This is a genomic window from Streptomyces sp. NPDC092296, assembly GCF_044755465.1.
Taxonomy (GTDB): Bacteria; Actinomycetota; Actinomycetes; order Streptomycetales; family Streptomycetaceae; genus Peterkaempfera.
In genome coordinates this window covers 7,012-28,388 of the sequence record NZ_JBIVRB010000007.1, presented here as the reverse complement: position 1 = coordinate 28,388, position 21,377 = coordinate 7,012, and the positions used below count along the sequence as shown (strand labels likewise).

Annotated in this window: 18 protein-coding genes and 3 tRNA genes; 18 read left to right on the top strand and 3 right to left on the bottom strand. The window is 73.1% G+C overall.

Going from position 1 to position 21,377, the window contains the following annotated elements; genetic code table 11:
• Positions 1 to 23: 23 nt before the first annotated feature.
• The 8 genes from ACIQGZ_RS18010 (at position 24) to ACIQGZ_RS17975 (ending at position 4,737) form a co-directional block, all read left to right on the top strand.
• Positions 24 to 173, top strand: a complete 150-nt coding sequence (locus ACIQGZ_RS18010) for a hypothetical protein (protein ID WP_402602858.1) — start codon at positions 24 to 26, stop codon at positions 171 to 173.
• A gap of 181 nt (positions 174 to 354) precedes the next feature.
• Positions 355 to 501, top strand: a complete 147-nt coding sequence (locus ACIQGZ_RS18005; protein ID WP_402602857.1) for a hypothetical protein — start codon at positions 355 to 357, stop codon at positions 499 to 501.
• 136 nt (positions 502 to 637) lie between these two features.
• Entirely contained in the window at positions 638 to 1,282 is a 645-nt protein-coding gene (gene nadD / locus ACIQGZ_RS18000; protein WP_402602856.1) for a nicotinate-nucleotide adenylyltransferase, read from the top strand.
• A gap of 187 nt (positions 1,283 to 1,469) precedes the next feature.
• On the top strand, positions 1,470 to 3,245 hold the full coding sequence (locus ACIQGZ_RS17995) for a LytR C-terminal domain-containing protein (RefSeq protein ID WP_402602855.1): 1,776 nt from the start codon (positions 1,470 to 1,472) through the stop codon (positions 3,243 to 3,245).
• 142 nt (positions 3,246 to 3,387) lie between these two features.
• Positions 3,388 to 3,831 (top strand): ribosome silencing factor, encoded by a 444-nt coding sequence (gene rsfS / locus ACIQGZ_RS17990; RefSeq protein ID WP_402602854.1) that lies wholly within the window; start codon positions 3,388 to 3,390, stop codon positions 3,829 to 3,831.
• Positions 3,828 to 4,475, top strand: coding sequence for a histidine phosphatase family protein (locus ACIQGZ_RS17985; RefSeq protein WP_402603115.1), 648 nt, complete (start codon positions 3,828 to 3,830; stop codon positions 4,473 to 4,475). The genes rsfS and ACIQGZ_RS17985 overlap by 4 nt, the downstream gene beginning before the upstream one ends.
• A gap of 115 nt (positions 4,476 to 4,590) precedes the next feature.
• Positions 4,591 to 4,663, top strand: a tRNA-Ala gene (locus tag ACIQGZ_RS17980).
• Position 4,664: 1 nt separating this feature from the next.
• Positions 4,665 to 4,737 (top strand) — tRNA-Ala (locus ACIQGZ_RS17975).
• A 106-nt stretch (positions 4,738 to 4,843) separates the two neighbouring features.
• Here ACIQGZ_RS17975 and ACIQGZ_RS17970 read toward each other — a convergent pair.
• Positions 4,844 to 5,425 carry a hypothetical protein gene (locus ACIQGZ_RS17970; RefSeq protein WP_402602852.1) on the bottom strand — a complete coding sequence of 194 codons (582 nt, stop codon included), beginning with the start codon at positions 5,423 to 5,425 and terminating at the stop codon, positions 4,844 to 4,846.
• A 9-nt stretch (positions 5,426 to 5,434) separates the two neighbouring features.
• Between ACIQGZ_RS17970 and ACIQGZ_RS17965 the strand changes: the two genes are divergently transcribed.
• The 6 genes from ACIQGZ_RS17965 to ACIQGZ_RS17940 all read left to right on the top strand — a co-directional run bounded on the left by ACIQGZ_RS17965 (position 5,435) and on the right by ACIQGZ_RS17940 (position 12,945).
• Entirely contained in the window at positions 5,435 to 5,713 is a 279-nt protein-coding gene (locus tag ACIQGZ_RS17965) for a hypothetical protein (RefSeq protein ID WP_402602850.1), read from the top strand.
• A 141-nt stretch (positions 5,714 to 5,854) separates the two neighbouring features.
• Positions 5,855 to 5,927 (top strand) — tRNA-Ala (locus ACIQGZ_RS17960).
• 333 nt (positions 5,928 to 6,260) lie between these two features.
• Positions 6,261 to 10,253 (top strand): Pls/PosA family non-ribosomal peptide synthetase, encoded by a 3,993-nt coding sequence (locus ACIQGZ_RS17955; protein WP_402602849.1) that lies wholly within the window; start codon positions 6,261 to 6,263, stop codon positions 10,251 to 10,253.
• 80 nt (positions 10,254 to 10,333) lie between these two features.
• Entirely contained in the window at positions 10,334 to 11,059 is a 726-nt protein-coding gene (locus ACIQGZ_RS17950; protein WP_402602848.1) for a BPL-N domain-containing protein, read from the top strand.
• Positions 11,060 to 11,543: 484 nt separating this feature from the next.
• Positions 11,544 to 11,990 carry a hypothetical protein gene (locus tag ACIQGZ_RS17945; protein WP_402602846.1) on the top strand — a complete coding sequence of 149 codons (447 nt, stop codon included), beginning with the start codon at positions 11,544 to 11,546 and terminating at the stop codon, positions 11,988 to 11,990.
• A 7-nt stretch (positions 11,991 to 11,997) separates the two neighbouring features.
• Positions 11,998 to 12,945, top strand: a complete 948-nt coding sequence (locus tag ACIQGZ_RS17940) for a hypothetical protein (RefSeq protein ID WP_402602845.1) — start codon at positions 11,998 to 12,000, stop codon at positions 12,943 to 12,945.
• Between the two features lie 81 nt (positions 12,946 to 13,026).
• Here ACIQGZ_RS17940 and ACIQGZ_RS17935 read toward each other — a convergent pair whose 3' ends face one another.
• Positions 13,027 to 13,917, bottom strand: coding sequence for a class E sortase (locus ACIQGZ_RS17935; RefSeq protein WP_402602844.1), 891 nt, complete (start codon positions 13,915 to 13,917; stop codon positions 13,027 to 13,029).
• A complete protein-coding gene (locus ACIQGZ_RS17930) occupies positions 13,914 to 14,072 on the bottom strand; it encodes a hypothetical protein (RefSeq protein WP_402602843.1) in 159 nt (52 codons plus the stop codon). Before ACIQGZ_RS17930 ends, ACIQGZ_RS17935 begins: the two co-directional genes overlap by 4 nt.
• 449 nt (positions 14,073 to 14,521) lie before the next feature.
• Here ACIQGZ_RS17930 and ACIQGZ_RS17925 point away from each other — a divergent pair, with 449 nt between their 5' ends.
• The 4 genes from ACIQGZ_RS17925 (at position 14,522) to ACIQGZ_RS17910 (ending at position 20,920) form a co-directional block, all read left to right on the top strand.
• The gene (locus ACIQGZ_RS17925; protein WP_402602842.1) at positions 14,522 to 15,817 is read left to right on the top strand and encodes a hypothetical protein; all 1,296 of its coding nucleotides are present in this window, start codon (positions 14,522 to 14,524) and stop codon (positions 15,815 to 15,817) included.
• Between the two features lie 216 nt (positions 15,818 to 16,033).
• A complete protein-coding gene (leuS, locus tag ACIQGZ_RS17920) occupies positions 16,034 to 18,922 on the top strand; it encodes a leucine--tRNA ligase (protein WP_402602841.1) in 2,889 nt (962 codons plus the stop codon).
• 217 nt (positions 18,923 to 19,139) lie between these two features.
• Positions 19,140 to 19,943 carry a hypothetical protein gene (locus ACIQGZ_RS17915; protein WP_402602840.1) on the top strand — a complete coding sequence of 268 codons (804 nt, stop codon included), beginning with the start codon at positions 19,140 to 19,142 and terminating at the stop codon, positions 19,941 to 19,943.
• 131 nt (positions 19,944 to 20,074) lie between these two features.
• Positions 20,075 to 20,920, top strand: coding sequence for a DegV family protein (locus ACIQGZ_RS17910; RefSeq protein ID WP_402602838.1), 846 nt, complete (start codon positions 20,075 to 20,077; stop codon positions 20,918 to 20,920).
• The last annotated feature ends 457 nt before the right edge of the window (positions 20,921 to 21,377 follow it).

Here is a 21,377-nt window from a genome sequence, read left to right as displayed (position 1 = left end):
ACTGCCGACCGAGGAGCCTGACGATGCCGCCCGAGACCCTGATGATGCTGGCCCACCCCATCTCGCAGGAGAACGGCCCCGGCCTGTTCCTGCGCGCCGTGCTGCTGGTCGCCGTGGTGGGCGTGGTCCTGCTGGCCTGGGCCATCGCCCGCGCCGGGCGCAACAACCGCTGAGCCGGGCGAGGCCCACCCCACGCCGGATCAGACGCGTGGAGCCGCCGCGCGGTTGCGTTCGGCGCACCCGTACCATGAGCACGCGGGCCCACCGGCGCCCCTGCGACGCCGGCCGCCGCCGGTTCGGCCGGAGCCGGAGACCCGCGCCCGCCCGCCCCGAGCCGAGAAGGTCCTGCCGACGATGACCACTGCCGCAGCCCCCGCCCTGAGCCTGCTCGCCGAAGGCGGCACCCACGACAGCCTGAACCCCATCCTCACCGGTGGCGGGGCCCTCTTCGCCCTGGTGCTGCTGCTCTTCATCGCCACCCGCTTCAACCGCGACCGCTGAGCCGCGGCCCCGCGCCGCGACCGTCCGGCCGAACCGTCCGGCACCACCCTCGTACGGCGCCGTGGGAACCGGCCCTCCGCCCGCACGGGTGGAGGGCCGGTTCCGTACGTGCACGCATCCCGTAAGGTGAGTCGGCATGGAACAGCAGGTCGACGGCGGCGGTGCGCCGGTGAAGAAGCGCCTCGGGGTGATGGGCGGCACCTTCGACCCGATCCACCACGGGCACCTGGTGGCCGCCAGCGAGGTGGTCAGCCTGTTCGCGCTGGACGAGGTGGTCTTCGTCCCCACCGGGCAGCCGTGGCAGAAGAGCGAGCAGCGGGTCTCCCCGGCTGAGGACCGCTATCTGATGACGGTCATCGCCACCGCGTCCAACCCCCAGTTCTCGGTCAGCCGGATCGACATCGACCGCGAGGGCCCGACGTACACGGTGGACACCCTGCGCGACCTGCGGGCCGAGCATCCCGACGCCGACCTCTTCTTCATCACCGGCGCGGACGCGCTGGAGCAGATCCTGTCCTGGCGGAACGCCGAGGAGATGTTCGGGCTCGCACATTTCATCGGAGTGACCCGTCCGGGGCACACTTTGACGAACCCTGGACTGCCCGAGGGCGGGGTGTCCCTGGTCGAGGTGCCGGCGCTGGCCATCTCGTCCTCGGACTGCCGCTCCCGGGTCGCCCGAGGGGAGCCGGTCTGGTACCTGGTCCCCGACGGGGTGGTGCGCTACATCGACAAGCGCGCGCTCTACCAGCGCAGGGGCGGCCAGGCCGCCGCCGGCGGCTGACGCGCCGCGCCAACGCAATCGGAAGACCTTGAGGGGCGGCGTGACCGGAACGGCAGACCGCAGGGGACCGGGGGGCGACGACTGGTCCACGGGGCACTATCCGCCCCCGGACCAGTATGACCAGTATGAGCAGGACGCCCGGGATGACCGGTCGGGCGCCTGGTCACCCGGTGCCCAGGGCGGTTCCGTGCCGCCCCAGGGCGGCTACACCGACCCGTACGCGCCGGACCCGTATGCGACCGGGCAGTATCCGGCGGCCGATCCGTACGGCGGCTACGGCGGCCAGGGGCAGCAGCAGTACGACGCCCAGGGCTTCCCGGTCGGGCAGTACCAGCCGCAGCCGCCGCCGCAGGGCGGCTACGCGGACCCGTACGCGCCGGACCCGTATGCGGCGACGACCGGGCAGTATCCGGCGGCCGATCCGTACGGCGGCGGCTACGGCGTGCCGGAGCAGCGGCAGTACGACACCGGCGGCTTCCCGGTCGGCCAGTACGCGCAGCCGCAGCAGCCGACCGGGTACGCCGACCCGTACGGGACCGGCCAGCAGCCGCCCGTCGAACAGCCGCCTGCTGAGCAGCCGCCTGTCGAGCAGACGACCGGTCAGCAGTCGACCGGTCAGCGGTCGGCTCCCGCAGCGGGTCGGCCGCAGTCGGCCGCACCCCGGGGCGGGCAGCGTGCCACCGTGCCCCGGCAGGGTGGGGGCGGCGCTGCCGGGGAGGCCGACTCGGAGTTCACCTTCGTCGACGACGCGGAGGAGTCCGAGGACGTCATCGACTGGCTGAAGTTCGCCGAGACCCGCAGCGAGCGCCGCGACGAGCGCAGGCGGCGGGTCCGCAACCGGGTGATCGCCCTGGTGGTGGTCCTGGTGCTGGCCGTCGCCGGCGGCGCCGGATACCTCTGGAAGACCGGGGCGTTCGGCGGTGCGGACGACGTCGCCGTCCCCGGCGGCAAGCGCGAGGTGATCGTCGTCCATCTGCACGACCTGAAGGGCACCACCACCACCGCGCTGCTGGTCGACGACGCGGCCGGCGGCAAGGGCTCCGCCCTGCTGGTGCCCGGCACCCTGCTGCTGCCCAGCGACGGCGGGGACTCCGGCAGCACCACGCTCGGCCACTCCCTGGACGACCAGGGCGCGGGCGGCACCCGGGACTCGCTGACCACCGTGCTCGGCGCGCCCATCTCCGGCACCTGGCGGCTGGACACCCCGTACCTCCAGATCCTGGTGGACCAGCTCGGCGGGATCACCCTGGACAGCGACGCCAGGATCACCCAGGGCGGCAAGACCCTGGTGGCGGCCGGCAAGTCGCAGGACCTCAACGGCCAGGCCGCCGTGGCGTACGCCACCTACCTCGGCGCGGGCGAGCAGCCCGCCGCCCAGCTGGCCCGCTTCGGGCAGGTGCTGGACGCGGTGCTCAAGGTGATGCCGACGGACGCCGTGTCCGCCACCGGCACCGTCAAACGGATGAACGCCGTGATGGACCCCTCGCTCTCCGAGCAGCAGCTCGGCGCCACGCTGGCGGCGCTCGCCAAGGACAGCGGCGCGGGCCACTTCGCCGTGCGCACCCTGCCGGTCAAGGCCGACGGCACGGTGGACGAGAACGGCGCGGGCGCGCTGGTCAAGGAGGTGCTGGGCGGCACCGTGCACAACGCGGACGTCGGCAGCGGCCCGGCCAGGGTCGCCGTGCAGGACGGCACCGGCGCCAAGGGCCGGGCGGACGACGCCCAGGTGCAGGTGGTCAACAGCGGCTACACCTTCGTACCGCCGATCGGGAAGGCCGCCGCCCCCGTCGACCGGACCGAGATCCGCTACACCGACGACGCGCGGGCCCAGGCCGCCAAGCAGCTCGCCCTCACCCTGGGCCTGCCGAAGAGCGCGGTGAAGAAGGTCACCAGCGCCCAGACGGCCGACATCGTGGTGGTGCTCGGCAAGGACTACCAGGGCAGGCCCAAGACCGACCAGTGAGCGGCCCGCCCCGCCGTCCGGCCGCCGCACCCCGCCCGGGGGTGCGGCGGCCGTGCCGTCCGGGCGGCCGATCGGCGTTCCCGGCGGCTCCCGGCGGCGTGAGATCCTGGGACCCGAACCCGTTTCCTACCGAAAGCCGATCGTGACCGCTACCGACCGTGCCGTAGAGCTCATCAACACCGCCGCCCAGGCGGCCGCCGACAAGCTCGCCCATGACGTCATCGCCTACGACGTCAGCGAGGTGCTCGCCATCACCGACGCCTTCCTGCTGGCCTCCGCGCCCAACGACCGCCAGGTCAAGGCGATCTCGGACGAGATCGAGGAGAAGCTGCTCAAGGAGCTCGGCGCCAAGCCCGTCCGCCGCGAGGGCGAGCGCGAGGGCCGCTGGATCCTGCTGGACTACATCGACATCGTCGTCCATGTGCAGCACTCCGAGGAGCGCTCCTTCTACGCCCTGGAGCGGCTCTGGAAGGACTGCCCGGAGCTGGCGCTGCCCGCCGACGCCGTCGCCACCCGCAACCGCCCCGACGCGCACACCGACGCCAGGGGCAACGCGCTGGAGGCCGCAGACCGGAGCCTCAGCTGAACGGCACACGGCGCGGACCGCGCGTCGTCTTCTGGCGGCACGGTCAGACGTCGTGGAACCTGGAGGGCCGCTTCCAGGGCAGCACCGACATCCCGCTCACCGGGACCGGTGTCGCCCAGGCGCGGCGGGCCGCCCGGCTGCTCGCCGCGCTGGGGCCGGACGCGATCATCGCCTCCGACCTGCGGCGGGCCGCCGACACGGCGGCCGAGCTGGCCGCCGTCACCGGACTGCCGGTCAGCCACCACGAGGGCCTGCGGGAGACCTACGCGGGGGTCTGGCAGGGGTTGACCAACGACGAGATCCAGCGGAAGTACGGCGAGGACTACGCGGCCTGGCGGCGCGGCGAGCCGGTGCGGCGCGGCGGCGGCGAGTTGGAGACCGAGGTCGCGGACCGGGCCGTCCCGGTGATCCAGGCGGCGGTGGCGGAGCTGCCGACCGACGGCACGCTGGTGGTGGTCAGCCACGGCGGTGCGATCCGCACCAGCCTGGGCCGGCTGCTGGGTCTGGAGCCGTTCCACTGGGAGTCGCTCGGCGGCCTGTCCAACTGCTGCTGGTCGGTGCTGGGCCGGGGCGGGCGCGGCTGGCGGCTGCTGGAGCACAACGCCGGCACGCTGCCGCAGACGGTCATCGGTGACGACACCTGACGGCGCCCGTCCGGTGGGTCCAGGCGGGCCGGGGCTGCGAGAGATCGTCGGATTTCGCAGTTCCGTGCCCCAGCCGCTAAAGTCTTCCTCGTTCGCAGCCGACTGGTTCGGCGGCGGGGCCTTAGCTCAGTTGGTAGAGCGCTTGCATGGCATGCAAGAGGTCAGGGGTTCGAATCCCCTAGGCTCCACGGGGCTTTAGCTCAGTTGGTAGAGCGCTTGCATGGCATGCAAGAGGTCAGGGGTTCGAATCCCCTAAGCTCCACAACGGTCATCGGGCCGCCTCCCTCAGGGGAGGCGGCCCGTCGGCGTTCCTCAGCCTCAGTGGGTGTGAGCCTCAGTGGTTGTGGTCGGTCAGTGGGTCCGGTCGGTCAGTGGGTGTGGTCGGCCGCCGGGGCGTCCGGGTGCGCCAGCAGCCAGCGAATCCGCTCCGCGCTCTCCTCGTCCAGCGGCGTGTAGACCAGCACCCGGGTCTCTGGCGCCCGGTTCACCGCCGACAGGCTGATGCTGGACATCCGTACCTCGCCGCCCGAGAAGTGCCGGAAGACCTTCGTCCGGCTCCCCGGGTCGGCCACCTCGTGCCGCTGCCACATCGCCGCGAACTCCGGGCTGGCCGCGCTCAGCTCCCGGATGAACCGCTCCCACACCGGCTCCCCGACATGCCGCCCGTAGCCGCCCCGCAGCACCGCCACCATCCTGGGCAGCTCCGCCTGCCGGTTGAGGAACGGATTGCAGCAGTCGGGCACCGTGAAACAGGACCACAGCGCGTTGCGCCGAGCGCCGCGCTTCAGCACCGGGAACAACGCGTCGTACGCGGCGTTCTGTAGCAGCACGTCCCAGCGGGCGTTGTAGACCACGGCGGGCAGCGGGCAGAGCGCGTCCAGGATCACCTGGAACTCGGGGTCTAGCTGGTCGCAGCCCGGGGTGGGGAGCGGCGGGCCCGCGTCCGCCAACTGGAAGAGGTGGTCGCGCTCGGCGCGGTCGCCCGTGCGCTGGGCCGGGTGGCGCCCGCCGACGCGGCGGATGCCAGCGGAGTGCTGGTGACCGTCGTCCAGTTGGGCCAGGTGGTGGGGGTGGCGCTGCCCGGCACCCTCTTCCTCAGCCGGGTCGTCTACCCGGCCACGGCGGCCCGCTCCGGGCACGCGCTGGCCGACACCCTGTTCGTCACCGCGCTCGCCCTGCTCGCCGCGGTGGCCTTCGCCGCCCGCACCGGCCGCGCACCGGTCCCGCCGGCCCGCTGACTCCGGCCGCCGCCCACCGCTTTCGGCCCACTGCCGGGGGCGGTGGGCGCGCCGGGAACGGATTCGTGGACCGCTCGTCCGACCGTGTAGAGTAAGCGATGTCGCCAGGGGGCAATCACTGCTGGTGACAGTGCGGGTCGAGGGGCTTTAGCTCAGTTGGTAGAGCGCTTGCATGGCATGCAAGAGGTCAGGGGTTCGAATCCCCTAAGCTCCACAGTATCGATGAACGGCATCCTCCGCAGAGGGTGCCGTTTCGGCATTCCCGGCCCCTTTCTCGGACCCGGCCGCACCAGTGTCGCGCTCCCCGCCCGCCACCCGTCCGGCCCAGGGCCCGGGGCGCCGATCCGGCCCGCAGGCCGGCGCGAGGATGCGATCACCGCCGGCCGGCGCTCCAATGGGGCACGGACGGGATTGTGCGGACCACGGCCCCGTCCGGACGGCCGCCCACCCCCCACCAGGCCCACGCTGCGACATCCCCGCACCCCGGGCGGCCCGACGACCCCTCCACCCCCAGATCCTGCCGCGCGGTGCGAAGAAGGAGACCGGAATGGAGAAGCGTGCTCCGATCGGAACACTGCTGGCAGGAGCCGTCGGCCGGCTGCATCTCATCTTCGAGTCCGCCTGCGACCGCACGCCGTCGGCCATCGCGCTCGAATGCGGGCGCCAGGAACTGACCTACGCCGAGCTGGACGCGCGTGCCAACCGGCTCGCCCACCATCTCCGCGGCCTCGGCATCGGCCCGGAGTCGCGGGTCGCGATCCTGCTGCCCCGGTCGGTGGACACCTATGTCTCGCTGCTCGGCGTGGGCAAGGCCGGTGCGGCCTTCGTGCCGATCGACCCGGCGTCGCCGGCGGACCGGGTCGCCTACATCGCGGCGGACGCCGGGGCGGACCTGGTGGTCACCACCTCCGACCTCGCAGCGGCCACCGCAGGGGTCTCCTGCCGGGTGGTCGCCCTCGACGCGTGCGCACCCGAACTCGCCGCCGCGCCCGCCACCCGCCCCGAGCCGCCCGGGTCCGCCGACGGCGACCCGCTCGCGTACATCATGTACACCTCCGGCTCCAGCGGTCGGCCCAAGGGTGTGGAGATCGCCCAGTCGAGCATCTGCAACTTCCTCGACATCGTCCCCGGGACGTACGACATCCAGCCGCACGACCGGGTGTACCAGGGCATGACCATCTCCTTCGACTTCTCGGTGGAGGAGATCTGGCCCACCTGGTCGGTCGGCGCCACGCTCGTCGCGGGCTCGGGCGACTCCGGGCGGCTCGGCGCCGAACTCGCCGACTTCCTGGCGGAGCGCGAGATCACGGTGCTGTACTGCGTGCCGACCCTGCTGGCCACCATCCCGAGGGAGCTGCCGCGCGTACGGACCATCGTGGTGGGCGGTGAGGCCTGCCCCGGCCGCCTCGTCGAACGCTGGAGCAGGCCCGGACGCCGGATACTCAACACCTACGGCCCGACCGAGGCCACCGTCACCGCGACCTGGGCGGAGCTGCTGCCGGGCCGGCCCGTGACCATCGGCAGACCGCTGCCGACCTACGCGGTGCTGCTGCTGGACGAGCAGCGCCGCGTCGTGCCCGACGGCGCGGCCGGTGAGATCTGCATCGGCGGACCCGGCGTCGCCCGAGGCTACGTCGGCCGTCCGGAACTGACCGCCGACCGGTTCATCGACCACCCGCTGGCCCCGCAGGGCAGCAGGCTCTACCGCACCGGCGACCTCGGCCGGATGACCCCGGACGGCGAGATCGAGTACCTGGGCCGGGCCGACGCCGAGGTGAAGATCCGGGGCTACCGGGTCGCCCTCGGCGAGATCGACAACGTCCTGCTGGAGGACCCCGGCGTGGCCGAGGCCGTCACCACGCTGGTGGCCGGACCGGCCGCCGACGGGGACGGCGGGGCGCTCTCCGCCTACGTGGTGCCGGTGCCCGGCGGCACGGACGGCGAAGAGGCCCTGATCACCCGGCTGCACGAGCGCCTGCGGCGCACACTGCCCGCTTATATGGTGCCGTCCTTCCTGGACGTCCTCACCGAGCTGCCGGCCATGCCGAGCGGCAAGGTGGACCGCAAGCGGCTGCCCGCGCCGACCGGCCGCCGCCTGATGGGCGGCGGCCCGGTGGTCGCCGTCCGGGACGAGCTGGAGCAGCGGGTACGGGACGCCTGGGCGGAGGTGCTCGGCGTCGAGCCCGAATCGCTGTCCGCCGAGGCGGACTTCTTCACCGACCTCGGCGGCCACTCCCTGCTCGCGGCTCGGGCGGTGTCACTGCTGCGCAGCCGGGACGCCGCCACCGGCCCCACGATGCGCGACCTCTACGCGCATCCGACCGTACGCGGCCTCGCCGCCCGGCTGCGCGACTCGGCGGGCACCGCGCGACCGGCCGCACCACCCCACCCGGAGCCGATCCGGCACGGCGGCGCCCGGATCGTGGCGGCCGGGACCGCGCAGGCCGGGGCGATCTACCTGCTGCTGCTCCTGATCACGCTGCCGGTGAGCTGTGCGTACAGCTGGCACCGGGGCAACCTCTCCAGCCGGGAGGCGGTGCAGGTGACGACCGCCGCCCTGATCGGCTACCTCGGCGTGCGCTGGATCGCACCCGTGGTGCTGGTCCGCCCGCTGACGGCCGGTATCCGACCGGGGCACTACCGGCTGTGGGGCCGGACCTATCTGCGGCTCTGGGCGTCGGGCCTGCTGCTGGCCGTCAGCCCGGTGCAGGTGCTCAGCGGCTCCCCGCTGATGGCCGGCTACCTGCGGCTGCTCGGCGCGCGCATCGGGTCGCGCACCACGATCGCCACCGGCCTGGTCGCCCTGCCCGCCATGCTCCGGATCGGCGGTGGCGCCTCGGTCGGCTACGGTGCGTCACTGCGCCCCTGGCAGGTGGCCGGCGGCTGGGTGACGGTCGCCCCGGTCGAGATCGGCCCGCACGCGTACGTCGGAGCCAACGCCGTCCTGGAACCCGGCGCCCGACTGGGGGCACGGTCCGGGCTCGGTGCGCAGTCCGCCCTCGGCCAGGGCGAGGCGGTGCCCGCCGGGGCGCGCTGGGCTGGATCACCGCCGGGCCCGGTCGACGCGCTGGCGCCCGGCGTGGAGCGGATGCTGCGTACTCGCGGCGGTACGGACCGGCGGCGGCCGGGCCCGCTCGCCGGTGCGCTGCTCGGCCTGGTGCTGCTGGAGCTGGCCGCGCTCGCCACGATCCTGCCGGGCATCGCGCTGTTCTGGTGGGCGTGGCTGCGCTGGGGCGTGGCGGCGGGCCTCGTCGCCACCGTGCTGTCCGGGCCGGTGTCCGTGGTCACCGTCTGCTGTGTGGTCGCCGTCGGCAAGCGCCTGGTCCTGCCCAGGGCGCCGATCGGCGTCCATCCGCTGCGCTCGTCGCTCGGGGTGCGCAAGTGGGTGTCGGACAAGCTGCTGGAGATGAGCCTCACCTTCACCAACACGCTGTACGCCACCCTCTACACGGTGCCGTGGCTGCGGCTGCTCGGTGCCCGGGTCGGCCGGGGCTCCGAGGTCTCCACCGCCGCGCATCTGGACCCGGACCTGCTCACCCTCGGTGAGGGCAGCTTCGTCGCGGACATGGCCAGCATCGGCGCCGCCACCTTCGCGGCCGACCAGGTCTCCTTCGAACGCACCGAGGTGGGCCGGCGGGCCTTCGTCGGCAACGCCGCCTTCATCCCGGCCGGGACGCGGCTGGGGTCCGGGTCGCTGGTCGGGGTGGGCACCGTACCGCCGCCGGACGGGGTGCCCGAGGACACCACCTGGCTCGGCTCGCCCGCGATCCACCTGCCGGTACGCCAGAGCAGCGGCTCGTTCCCCGAGGAGCTGACGTTCCGGCCGACCCGCAGGGCGGTGCTCGGCCGCCTGGCCGTCGAGTACTTCCGCGTCACGCTGCCCGCCTCGCTGCTGGCCATGAGCGTCTACCTCTACCTGGTGGCGCTCTCCGACGTGGCCCGCTCGCCGGGCCTCGCACTGCCGGTGGCCGTGTCGCCGGTCCTGGCGATGGCCTCGGGGCTGGCGGTGATCGCGTGCTGCGCGGTGGTCAAGTGGCTGCTCGTCGGTGCCTACCGGCCACGGGTCGAACCGCTGTGGAGCCTCTTCGTGCGGCGTACCGAGCTGGTCACCGGCCTGTACGAGGCGGCGGTCGTACCGGCCGGGGCGGGCATCCTGACCGGAACCCCGTTCCTGGCGCCGGTGCTGCGCTGCTTCGGCGCCCGCATCGGCAGGCGCACCTGGATCGGCACCACCTTCCTCACCGAATTCGACCTGGTGGAGATCGGCGACGACGCGGCGGTGGGGGTCGGCGTATCCTTGCAGACCCACCTGTTCGAGGACCGCGTCATGAAGATGTCGCGGGTCACCGTCCAGGCGGGCAGCAGCATCGGCACCCGGGCGATCGTGCTCTACGACGCGGTGGTCGGCAGCGGAGTGCGGCTCGGTGCGCTGTCGCTGCTCATGAAGGGCGAGCGCCTCACCCCGGGCACCAGTTGGCGCGGTATCCCCGCCCAGAGCCTCGCCGACCCGGAACCGCCGCCGGCGCCCCCTCCCCAGTAGATCCGCGCCGGCGTGGATCTGCTCCGGCGTAGATCCGCTCCGGCCTCCGCCCACGCTCCGGATGACGTTGTGAGGCACCCGTGACACCCCTCCTCGACTCCCTCCGCCGGGCGTTCGGCACCCGCAGTGCCCCCGCCCCGATCACCGAGGGCCGTCCGCTGGCACTCGTCTACCGGGGCCCGGCGTCGCTGCCGGGCTGCCCGGAGGCGGTGGCCGCGCTGCTGGCCGCCGGCCGCTGGGACCTGGACGTCCGCTACACCGGCCCCAGGGAGGCGCTGCCGCTCTCGGCCGAGTCGCTGGCCCACGCCTCGGTGTACGCGCAGCCCGGCGGCGGCGAGCTGTCCGACGCCTACCGGCACCTCAGACGGCAGCGGGACGTCATCCGGGACTACGTCCAGGGCGGCGGGCGCTACCTGGGCTTCTGCCTCGGCGGCTACCTCGCCGGGGCCACCCCGGGGTTCGGCCTGCTGCCCGGCGACACCGACCAGTACATCGCGTCACCGGGCGCCACGGTCGACCACGAGAACGACACGCTCGTCGAGGTGGAGTGGCGCGGTCGGCCACGCACCCTGTTCTTCCAGGACGGGCCGTACTTCGTGCTGGACGAGGCCGCCGACGTGAAGATCCTGGCCAGCTATCCGAACGGCTCGCCCGCCGCGCTGGTCACCCGGTTCGGCGCGGGCCTGGTCGGCGTCGTCGGGCCGCACCCGGAGGCCACCGACGACTGGTACACCGACACCGGCCTGCCGGTCCAGCACACCCGCGACCTCGGCCTCGACCTCGCGGGCGCGGTGCTGACGGACTGAACGCGGGCCACCGCCGGGTTCCGGACAGCGCTCGTGCGGCTCACGGCAGCCGGCCGAAGAGACAGTGCCGAAGAGACAGTACGGCGCCCTGGCGGGGCGGCCCCGATGCCTGCCGCTTCGCCGGGGCCCTGTCGGTCACGTCCGTCTTCGGGCGGTATTCGTGCTGCCGCAGACAGCCGCATCATGCGGACATGCGGGACGTTTCCCGGCGCTGAGGATGGCTGATTCCCAGGGTTGCCGAAGATAAGTATGTACTCATACGGTCGGAGTGCCAATACGTCACTCGCGCCTTGGGGGAGAAAAGAAGGAAGGAAAGGGTGAAAAGGGCATCGGCACCCTTGCGGCCATGTCGGCAGCGGCCGCGGGGGAACCGGTGGTGCCCCCGGCCGTGAGTGCGAGTGCGTCCACCTGGGTCTGCGGCTCCCTCGCCGACTCGTACCGCGCTCGGACCCGCACCTCCACTCGTCGATCCATTGGAGTTGACATGCGAAAGAACCGGTTACTGGCTGCGGTCGGAATCAGCGCGCTGTTCGTGGCGGGGGGCGCGGCAACGGCACAGACGGCGTCCGCCGCGTCCCTCTCGGCTCCCGGATGTACCGGCTCCGCACTGTGCGAGTGGTACAACTCGAACTACGGCGGAGGGGCGATCAGCTTCTTCGACCCGGGCAGCAACGGTGGCAAATACTGCATACCGTCGTACTCCGGGTACAGCTTCAGCGACGGGAACCCCGTCGCGAACAACCAGGCGTCGGTGCAGAACCACAGTTCGCACTACACGGCCTTCCTCTTCATCAACCACCTGCCCACCTCGTGCGACCCCACGGACGTGTACCAGCCGCACGCCCCGCTGGAGGTGGACCCGGGTGTGAAGATCACCCAGCTGGACCCGATCTACTACAAGAACAACCTCATGGCCAACACCTGGTACTAGGCATCGCATGCGCATCCGTATCAGGTCTGCCGCTTCCCTCCTCCCGGCCGCGCTGGCGTTGGCCACGGCCGTCTCGTGCGGCTCCGGGGGCGGCCCGGCGCGGCCGTCGGAGTACGCCGCATCAGTGCCGGTCCCCACGATGGCGCCGAGCGTTCGGGTGGCGGACCCGAGGACGGGGGTGGTCGGGGACGTCAGACTGCCGCTGGACGCCTACACCCCGACCCCCGACCAGAAGCTCGTGCTCGACAATGCGCGCATCGCACTCGAGAACTCCTGCATCCACAGGTTCGGTTTCTCCGAGACCATTCCGCCGAAGAAATCACCGCCGAGTTTTCTCGCCCATATAAATGCAGGGCTCTTCGGTCCGACGGACGTTGCTGTCGTCAAGGTCCACGGATACCGGGTGCCGGACCCGGGCGGCGGTGCCGGAACGTCGGCGCAGAACCCACCGCAACTGTCCGACGCCGTGGTGGGGCTGCTGACCGGTACGGGCCCCGGTCGAGTCCACGGCATGAGGGTTCCGGCCGGCGGCTGCGTGGGGGAGGCGCTGCGCGCGCTGTCCAAGGGCGGCCCGGCGGCGCCGAACGACACGAGTTACGCCAACAACCTGGCGGCGAGCCTCGGTGATTCCGTGGACAAGGACCCGCGAGTCCTGGAGGTTCAGCGCCGGTGGAGTTCGTGTATGAAGTCCCAGGGCTACTCCTATGAATCGTCGATCCAGGCGATGGGGGATTCGCGGTGGCAGGGGCGGGTTCCGTCGCGCATCGAGATCGACACAGCGCTCGCCGATGTCGAGTGCAAGCGGAGAGTCGATCTGGAGGACATCGGGATCGCCGCCTGGGTGGCCTATGAGAACGAGCAGATCAAGGCCCACTCGGCTCAGCTGGACACCTATCTGAGCTGGCTCCGCAACGCGCTCGGCAACGCCCGGTCGCTGGCGAACGGAACGGCCTGACCGCCCGGGGGCGTCCGAAGACAGTCCGCGTCTTCGGACGCCCCCGCTTCGGGGTGCCCTGCGCCTCGGACGCGGGAGCCGTCAGCCCTTGCCCTGGAGCGCAGACGGCTGCCTGCCCGAGCTCTTCGGCAGGTCCTGGATCAGCTTCCCCCACACGACCAACCGGTATGTCGAGTGGAAATCCGGTGTGCAGGTGGTCAGCGTGATGTAGCGGCCGGGCCGGGTGAACCCGGACTGCGGCGGGATCGGCTCGATCACCGAGACATTGGTCGGCGGGGTCTGCTCCAGCTTCTTCGTGACCTCGTACGTGTAGTAGTCGTAGGCGGTGGCCACCACGACCTTGTCGCCGGGTTCCAGCGTGTTGATGTAGCGGAACGGCTCACCGTGGGTGTTGCGGTGCGCGGCCAGGGCGAAGTTGCCGGGGGATGTCCACGGGAACGCCGTCTCCTGCTGCCCGGTGTAGTGGCCGACCAGGCCGTTGTTGAGGATGCTGTCCCGGTCCGTGCCCTCGGCGATCGGTGTCTTCACGTCCAGCTTCGGGATGTAGATGATCGCGAACCTGGTGCCGAACGGGACGGACTTCGGGTAAGGAGGGTGCTTCTTGCCCTTGCCGCCGGTGCCGGCCCACTGCTGCTCCAGCTTCGACCGGGTCTTGTCCGCGTAGTCGTCGGCCCGGACGTTGGTCCACCACAGCTGGTAGGCCACGAAGAGGCTCAGCACCAGGCCCAGCGTGATCAGGCACTCGCCGAACAGCCTGACGGCGATCAGCCCCGGCCCGTCGCGGCGGCGCCTGGCCTCCCGGCGCCGGGCCGCCCGCCCGCCGGCCGTCGGCCCGGGGGCCGCGCGCGGCATCAGCGTGCCGTCGCCGTCCCGCAGCGGGGTGTCGGCCCGGCCCGCGGCGCTGTGCTCCTCGTCCTGCCCGGACCTGTCGTACTCATCATGAGCGCCGCGCTCCGACCGCAGCTCGGTCACGCGACGACCGCCCTGCCGATCAGCGGCGCCGGTCCGTAGGAACGTCTGGCCGCCCCGGACCCGGCGCCGGGCCGGTGCGGGTACGGGAGCACGCGGGGGACGAGGCCGTCGAAGGTGTCGTCGCAGGTGTCGAGGACAGGGATTCGGGCGGTCATCAGGCAATGACTCCGGTCCGGGCGAGGGTGGGACGGTGGGAGCGGTGCCGTCGGGCGGGCTGCCCACGACGCGCCGCCCGGCCGGACGCGGCGGTGGGGCTGCTGCCCGGTGTGCCGGGCGACCGACTGCTGTCCGAGACGGCCGTCCGCCGCGATCTCGCTCCCGGGCGGCGCGATCGGCTCCGCTTCCGGGGCGGCCCGCTGGAACAGCGCCGGGACCACGGCCGGAAGCAGCTCCCGGCAGGTCAGCGCCCGTACCAGGGACTTCCCCGGGCAACCTGTGCCAGAGCCGGCCGTACTTCGCCCTCCCACCGCCGACCTGTCAGGTGCCGGATCAGTGTATCGAGCGGCAGGCCGGCGCACCGGTGCAACGCCGAGTCCCGGTGCGCACCGCGACCGCCCGGACCCGGGCCTACCTGCGCGGTGCCCTGCGGGTTACCGTGCGAGGCATGGCCGACTTGTCACCCCGGCAGAACCACGAGCTGATGCGCCTGCTGACCCACCTCGGATGGGGACCGGAGCGGCTGGCGGCCGAGGTCAACGCCGCCGTCGGCGGCGGCCACGCCGCGATCAACAAGACGACCCCGTACCACTGGCGCGACCGGGGCCGGGTGCCGAGGCCGCCGTACGACCAGGTGGTGTGCGAGGTGCTCAGCCGGGCGCTGGGCATAGCCGTCACGTACCAGCAGCTGTGGTCCGCGATGGGCCCGGCGCGCGGCGCCCGGACGATCTCCGCGCGGCTGCTGACCGACGCCTGGACGCCCGAGTTCGCCCGCGCCGCCCTGGTCGAGGCGGCCGCCGCCGGGGCGCCGGTGCGGCTCCAGCGCCCGGCCGACCTCTTCCGCCCGGAGGACCTGCACCTGGTCGCGCGGCAGTGGGCGGACAGCGAGTGCCCGCCGCCGGTCGGCCACGGGCCGCTGCCGGTCGGGCCGGCGCACGTGGCCGAGCTGCGCGGCTCGGCCGACGGCAAGGACCGGCTGGAGATGGCGTTCGGCGGCGGCCTGGTGCTGGAGACGGCCCGCCGGGAGGTCGGCGTCCTGGTGCAGCTGCTGGAGCTGGGCGCGTACGACGAGCGGACCGGCCGCGAGCTGTACGCGGTGGCGGCCCGGCTGGCCCGGCTGGCGGGCTGGGCCGCCTCGGACGGCTGCGACGAGGTGACCGCGCAGCGCTGCTTCGTCGCCGCGCTGCGGGCCGCGCACGTCTCCGGGGACGTCCGGACGGGCGCGTCGGTGATGGGCTGCCTGGCCGCGCAGGCGACGTTCCTGCCGGGCCGGGAGCGGGAGGCGGTCACCCTGCTGACCATGGCGCTGGCGGCGGCCGACGGGGTGGACGGCGCGGCGGAGCGGGCGTTGCAGTACGGCAGGATGGCGCGGGCGCTGGGCCGGCTGGGGGAGCGGCCCGGGGCGGAGGAGGCGGCCGAGCGGGCGTTCACCGAGGCGGCGGCGGGTGACGCCGATCCGCAGGACCTGGCCGACCTGCACAAGCTGGTGGGGGAGAGCCTGCTGTTCCTCGGCCGCCCGAAGCCCGCCCGGCACCACCTGGAGCTGGCGGCGGCCGGGATCGCGCCGGAGCGGGCGCGCACCCGGGCGCTGGCGCTGGTGCGGCTGGCCGAGTGCCTGCTGCTGGGCGGTCGGCGGGCGGCGGCCGTCGAGGCGGCGGACCGGGCGCGGGAGCTGGCGGCCGGCATGCTGTCGGTACGGGTGGCCAAGGTGCTCAAGGAGTTCGACCGGGCCTGCCGGCCGTAGCCGCCGGGGCAGGGCAAGGGGCGCGCGGGCGCCGTGGGCGCTGCGGTACCCTGAGCCCATGCGAACCGTGCGCCTGCTCCTTAGCCGGCCGCGCTGACCAGCACCGGCCGACGCCTGGCGCAAGGGCCGGAGTCGGCGCGGCGACCCCTCATGTGAGGGGTTTTTTCATTTCCGGCCGCCGATTCGCTATCTGACACCGATGGAGTCCTGAAGACGATGAGCGAGACGACCCCTGCTCCGGGCGCGGCCGAGGCCGCCGGCGAGCCCTTCCGGTACACAGCCACCCTGGCGGCCGACATCGAGGCGCGCTGGCAGGACCTGTGGGAGAAGGAGGGGACGTTCAACGCCCCCAATCCGACCGGCCCGCTGGCCGACCCGGCCGCCGGGGACGTCTCCGGCAAGCCGCACGCCTTCATCATGGACATGTTCCCGTACCCGTCCGGTGCGGGCCTGCACGTGGGCCACCCGCTGGGCTACATCGCCACCGATGTGTACGCCCGCTACAAGCGGATGACCGGCCACAATGTGCTGCACACCCTGGGCTACGACGCCTTCGGCCTGCCCGCCGAGCAGTACGCGGTGCAGACCGGCACCCACCCCCGGGTCTCCACCGAGGGCAACATCGAGGTCTTCCGCGCCCAGCTGCGCCGCCTGGGCCTGGGCCACGACGCCCGCCGGTCGATCTCCACCATCGACCCGGACTACTACCGCTGGACGCAGTGGATCTTCCTGCGGATCTTCAACTCCTGGTACGACGAGCAGGCCGGCCGCGCCCGCCCGATCGCGGAGCTGGTCGAGCAGTTCGCCACCGGCGGCCGCGCCACCCCGGACGGCCGCCCCTGGGCCGCGCTGTCCCCGGTCGAGCGCGACGAGCTGCTGGGCGAGTACCGGCTGGCGTACGCCAAGGAGGTGCCGGTCAACTGGTGTCCCGGCCTGGGCACCGTGCTGGCCAATGAGGAGGTCACCGCCGACGGCCGCTCCGAGCGCGGCAACTTCCCGGTCTTCAAGTCCAAGCTGCGCCAGTGGATGATGCGGATCACCGCCTACGCGGACCGGCTGATCTCCGACCTGGACCTGCTGGACTGGCCGGACGCCATCAAGCTCCAGCAGCGCAACTGGATCGGCCGCTCCGAGGGCGCCCGGGTGGACTTCGCGGTGGACGCCGACGGCGGCGCCGCCATCACCGTCTTCACCACCCGCCCCGACACCCTGTTCGGCGCCACCTACATGGTGCTGGCCCCCGAACACGAGCTGGTCGACCGGATCGCCCCCGCCGCCTGGCCCGACGGCGTACGCCCGGACTGGACCGGCGGCGCCGCCACCCCCGCCGAGGCCATCGCCGCCTACCGCGCCGAGGCCGCCGCCAAGTCGGACGTCGAGCGGCAGGCCGACGCCAAGGTCAAGACCGGCGTCTTCACCGGCGCCCACGCGGTCAACCCGGTGAGCGGCGAGCGCGTCCCCGTCTTCATCGCGGACTACGTGCTGATGGGCTACGGCACCGGCGCCATCATGGCGGTGCCCGCCCACGACTCCCGCGACTTCGCCTTCGCGCGGGCCTTCGGCCTGCCGATGCGCTGCGTGGTGCAGCCGAGCGACGACCGGGGCACCGACCCGGCCGACTGGGACGACGCCTTCTCCTCGTACGACGCGGCGATCACCGCCTCCGCCAACGACTCGGTCTCGCTGGACGGCCTGGGCGTGGCCGAGGCCAAGAAGCGGATCACCGACTGGCTGGCCGAGCGCGGCCTGGGCGAGGGCACCGTCAACTACCGGCTGCGCGACTGGCTGTTCAGCCGGCAGCGCTACTGGGGCGAGCCGTTCCCGATCGTCTACGACGAGGACGGCGTGGCCCACCCGCTGCCCGAGTCGATGCTGCCGGTCGAGCTGCCCGAGATCGACGACTACTCGCCGCGCACCTTCGCCGCCGACGACGCCGCCACCTCCCCGGAGACCCCGCTCTCCCGGGCCGAGGAGTGGGTCCACGTCGAGCTGGACTTGGGCGACGGGCCCAAGCGCTACCGCCGCGAGACCAACACCATGCCCAACTGGGCCGGTTCCTGCTGGTACGAGCTGCGCTACGTCGACCCGGTCTCCAGCGACCGGGTGGTCGACCCGGCCGCCGAGCAGTACTGGATGGGTCCGCGGGCCGGCAAGCCGGCCGGTGGCGCCGACCTGTACGTCGGCGGCGCCGAGCACGCCGTGCTGCACCTGCTGTACGCGCGCTTCTGGCACAAGGTGCTGTTCGACCTGGGGTACGTCTCCTCCTTCGAGCCGTTCCACAAGCTGTACAACCAGGGCATGATCACCGCCTATGTCTACCGCGACGACCGGGGCTTCCCGGTCCCGGCGGCCGAGGTGGAGGAGCGGGCCGACGGGTACTACTGGCAGGGGCAGCCCGTCCGCCGCGAGGCGGGCAAGATGGGCAAGTCGCTGAAGAACACCGTCGCCCCCGACCAGATCGCCGAGCAGTACGGCGCCGACACGCTGCGGCTGTACGAGATGGCGATGGGCCCGCTGGACGTCTCCCGGCCCTGGGAGGACCGCGCGGTCGTCGGCTCGTACCGCTTCCTCCAGCGGCTGTGGCGCAACATCGTGGACGAGGAGACCGGCGAGCTGGTCGTCATCGACGAGCAGCCGGACGACGCCACCCTGCGGGCGCTGCACCGGGCGATCGAGGGCATCAGCGCCGACATGGCGGGGCTGCGCTTCAACACGGCGGTCGCCAAGGCCACCGAGCTCAACAACCACCTGGTCAAGCGGGGCAGCACCCCGCGCACGGTGGCCGAGCAGCTGGTGCTGCTGGTCGCCCCGCTGGCCCCGCACATCGCGGAGGAGCTCTGGCGGCGGCTCGGCCACCCCGAGTCGCTTGCCTTCGCCGACTACCCGGTGGCGGACCCGGCGTACCTGGTGGACGAGACGGTGACCTGCGTGGTGCAGATCAAGGGCAAGGTCAAGGCCCGGCTGGAGGTGCCGCCGGGCATCGGTGAGGCCGAGCTGGAGGCGGTGGCGCTGGCCGACGAGGCGGTGGTCAAGGCGATCGGCGGCGCGGCGGTGCGCAAGGTGGTCGTACGGGCGCCCAAGCTGGTCAACATCGTCACCGGCTGACCGGTCCTGCTGGGGCCGGGCGGGGGTGCGACCCTCCGCCCGGCCCCTCGGTATGTCGGGGGAAACCCGGAACTGTCCCTGAACTCCCCGACCGTGTCCGGATTGTCCGCCCATTCGGCGGACAGACGCGGCTACGGTGGAACGCACCGGTACATCAGCACCGGATCGAAGCGGGCCCGCCCGGCGGTCCCGTCCCTCAGCGCGGAGGTGGCATCCCATGGAGGCGATCGGCATCCTGGTCGGCGTCGTGGCGCTGTTCGTCCTCGTGATGACCGCCCTGCTGGTGGTGGCCGCCGTCAGGGGCGGGCGCGCGGTCGGCCGCAAGGTCGAGCAGCACGGCGCCCAGGCCCGCCGCGCCGTGGAGGACGCCACCCTCAAGGCCCGCAAGTACACCCAGGCGGGCCCGCAGGGCCGGATCGCCGCCCTCAGGCTGGAGGTGCGCGAGTCGCTCGCCGGGACGCGGCGGGTGCTGGAGGCCGGTGTCCAGGGCGACTCGCAGCTCGCGGACGCGCTGCAACTGCTCCGGCAGCTGGAGGAGCACGCCGGGCAGGTCGACGGCGAGCTGCGGATGCTGGAGCGCGAGCCGGGCACGGCGCGGCTGGACGCCAAGCTGCCCGAGCTGCGGGAGCGGGCCGAGCGGATCACCCACGCGGCGGAGTCGCTGCGCTGGGCGGCGCAGGACCGGGCGCAGCGGTTCTCCGAGGACGAGCTGACCCGGCTGAGCCGGGAGTGCGAGACCGAGGCGGGGGCGCTGCGGCACTGGGCGCCGGCCGCGCCGCCTGCTGGGTCTGGCGGGTCTGGTGAGTCTGCTGGGTCTGGCGGGCCTGCGTCGGCCTCGCGATCGGAGGGGTCGGTGGGTACGTCGGACGGCTCGGCTCCGGCCGGGCGGGAGCGGCGGGCCGGGCTCGGCAGCGGGCGGGGTGTCGGCGCCGCCGAGGCGCTGGGGCTGGGCGACCCCCGGGTGCGGTTCGCGGAGCGGCTGCGCAAGCCCCGTACGGGGCCGGGGAGCCCCGCTGCCTGATCGGTGGCCCTCACCGGTTGTCCTGACCGGTTGTCCTGACCGGTGCCCTGTCGGCTCTGTCGGGCGGGTCACGGCTGCGGGAGGTCACCCGCCGCTGTCCCCGGCCGCCACCGGCGGGTAACCTCCCGCACATGTCCGCCCACGTTGCGCTTGTCACCGATTCCACGGCCTATCTGCCGCAGGACGCAGTGGACCGCCACCGGATCGGCGTGGTGGCGCTCAGCGTGGTGATGGGTGACGAAGTGCTGGCCGAAGGCATCGAGGTCTCGCCCAAGGACGTCGCGCACGCCCTGCGCGCCCGCCGGGCGGTGACCACCTCCCGGCCCAGCCCGGAGTCCTTCTCCGCCGCCTACCGGGCCGCCGCCGAGGCCGGCGCGGACGCCGTGGTCTCGCTGCACCTCTCGGCCGAACTGTCCGGCACGTACGAGGCGGCGCTGCTCGCGGCCGAGTCGGCCGAGCTGCCGGTACGGGTGGTGGACACCCGCATGGTCGGGATGGCCCTGGGGTACTGCGTGCTGGCCGCCGCCACGGCGGCCGAGGCGGGCGGCGATCTCGGGGAGGTCGCGGCGGCGGCCGAGGCGCGGGCTGCCGCCACCACGGGCTTCTTCTACGTCGACACCCTGGAGTATCTGCGGCGCGGCGGCCGGATCGGTGCGGCTCGGGCGCTGCTCGGCTCCGCGCTGGCCGTCAAGCCGCTGCTGCACCTGTCGAGCGGGCGGATCGAACCGCTGGAGAAGGTCCGTACGGCGTCCCGGGCCATCGCCCGGCTGGAGGAGATCGCCGTGGACCAGACCGGTACGGCCGAGGTCGACATCGCCGTGCACCACCTCGCCGCCGAAGACCGGGCCGAACCCCTGGCCGAGCGCCTGCGCAGCCGCATCCCCGGCCTGCGTGACCTGTACGTGGGCGAGGTCGGCGCCGTCATCGGCGCCCACGTCGGGCCGGGCCTGCTGGCGGTGGTGGTCTCGCCGCGCTGACCGTTTTCCACCCGAGTGGGTGAACGGAGTTATCCACACCCCCGGGTTGTCCACAGGCGGCGGACGACTTTTCCCGGGGCCGGCCGGACACGCCTAGCGTCCCCTGCCATGCGCACCATCACCCTGCCCGGCGCGGCCCGCCGTCGGCAGACCACCACAGCCCTCCGCCACCGCCTGGCCACCGTCCTGCCCCCACCCCCTGCCGCCGCCGAGACCCCCGCCGCCTGCCGCCCTGCCCCCATCCCCGGCTCGCGGCCGGCCAGCTATCGGGTGGGCTCGTCTTCTGTCCCTGGCCCGTTGCCTGCCTCTGGCGCCGCCGAGGCATCTGCTGCCTGCCGGCCTGCCCGTATTCCGGGTTTGCGGCCGGCCAGCTATCGGGTGGGCTCGTCTTCTGTCCCTGGCCCGTTGCCTGCCTCTGGCGCCGCCGAGGCATCTGCTGCCTGCCGGCCTGCCCGTA

What these genes read in the sequence shown, in the direction of transcription:
- ACIQGZ_RS17910 (WP_402602838.1), top strand. Translation starts at nt 20,075, where the DNA reads ATGTCCGCCCACGTTGCGCTTGTCACCGATTCCACGGCCTATCTGCCG.
- leuS (WP_402602841.1), top strand. Translation starts at nt 16,034, where the DNA reads ATGAGCGAGACGACCCCTGCTCCGGGCGCGGCCGAGGCCGCCGGCGAG.
- ACIQGZ_RS17930 (WP_402602843.1), bottom strand. Translation starts at nt 14,072, where the DNA reads ATGACCGCCCGAATCCCTGTCCTCGACACCTGCGACGACACCTTCGAC.
- nadD (WP_402602856.1), top strand. Translation starts at nt 638, where the DNA reads ATGGAACAGCAGGTCGACGGCGGCGGTGCGCCGGTGAAGAAGCGCCTC.
- ACIQGZ_RS17955 (WP_402602849.1), top strand. Translation starts at nt 6,261, where the DNA reads ATGGAGAAGCGTGCTCCGATCGGAACACTGCTGGCAGGAGCCGTCGGC.
- ACIQGZ_RS17915 (WP_402602840.1), top strand. Translation starts at nt 19,140, where the DNA reads ATGGAGGCGATCGGCATCCTGGTCGGCGTCGTGGCGCTGTTCGTCCTC.
- ACIQGZ_RS17940 (WP_402602845.1), top strand. Translation starts at nt 11,998, where the DNA reads ATGCGCATCCGTATCAGGTCTGCCGCTTCCCTCCTCCCGGCCGCGCTG.
- ACIQGZ_RS17945 (WP_402602846.1), top strand. Translation starts at nt 11,544, where the DNA reads ATGCGAAAGAACCGGTTACTGGCTGCGGTCGGAATCAGCGCGCTGTTC.
- ACIQGZ_RS18005 (WP_402602857.1), top strand. Translation starts at nt 355, where the DNA reads ATGACCACTGCCGCAGCCCCCGCCCTGAGCCTGCTCGCCGAAGGCGGC.
- ACIQGZ_RS17925 (WP_402602842.1), top strand. Translation starts at nt 14,522, where the DNA reads ATGGCCGACTTGTCACCCCGGCAGAACCACGAGCTGATGCGCCTGCTG.
- ACIQGZ_RS18010 (WP_402602858.1), top strand. Translation starts at nt 24, where the DNA reads ATGCCGCCCGAGACCCTGATGATGCTGGCCCACCCCATCTCGCAGGAG.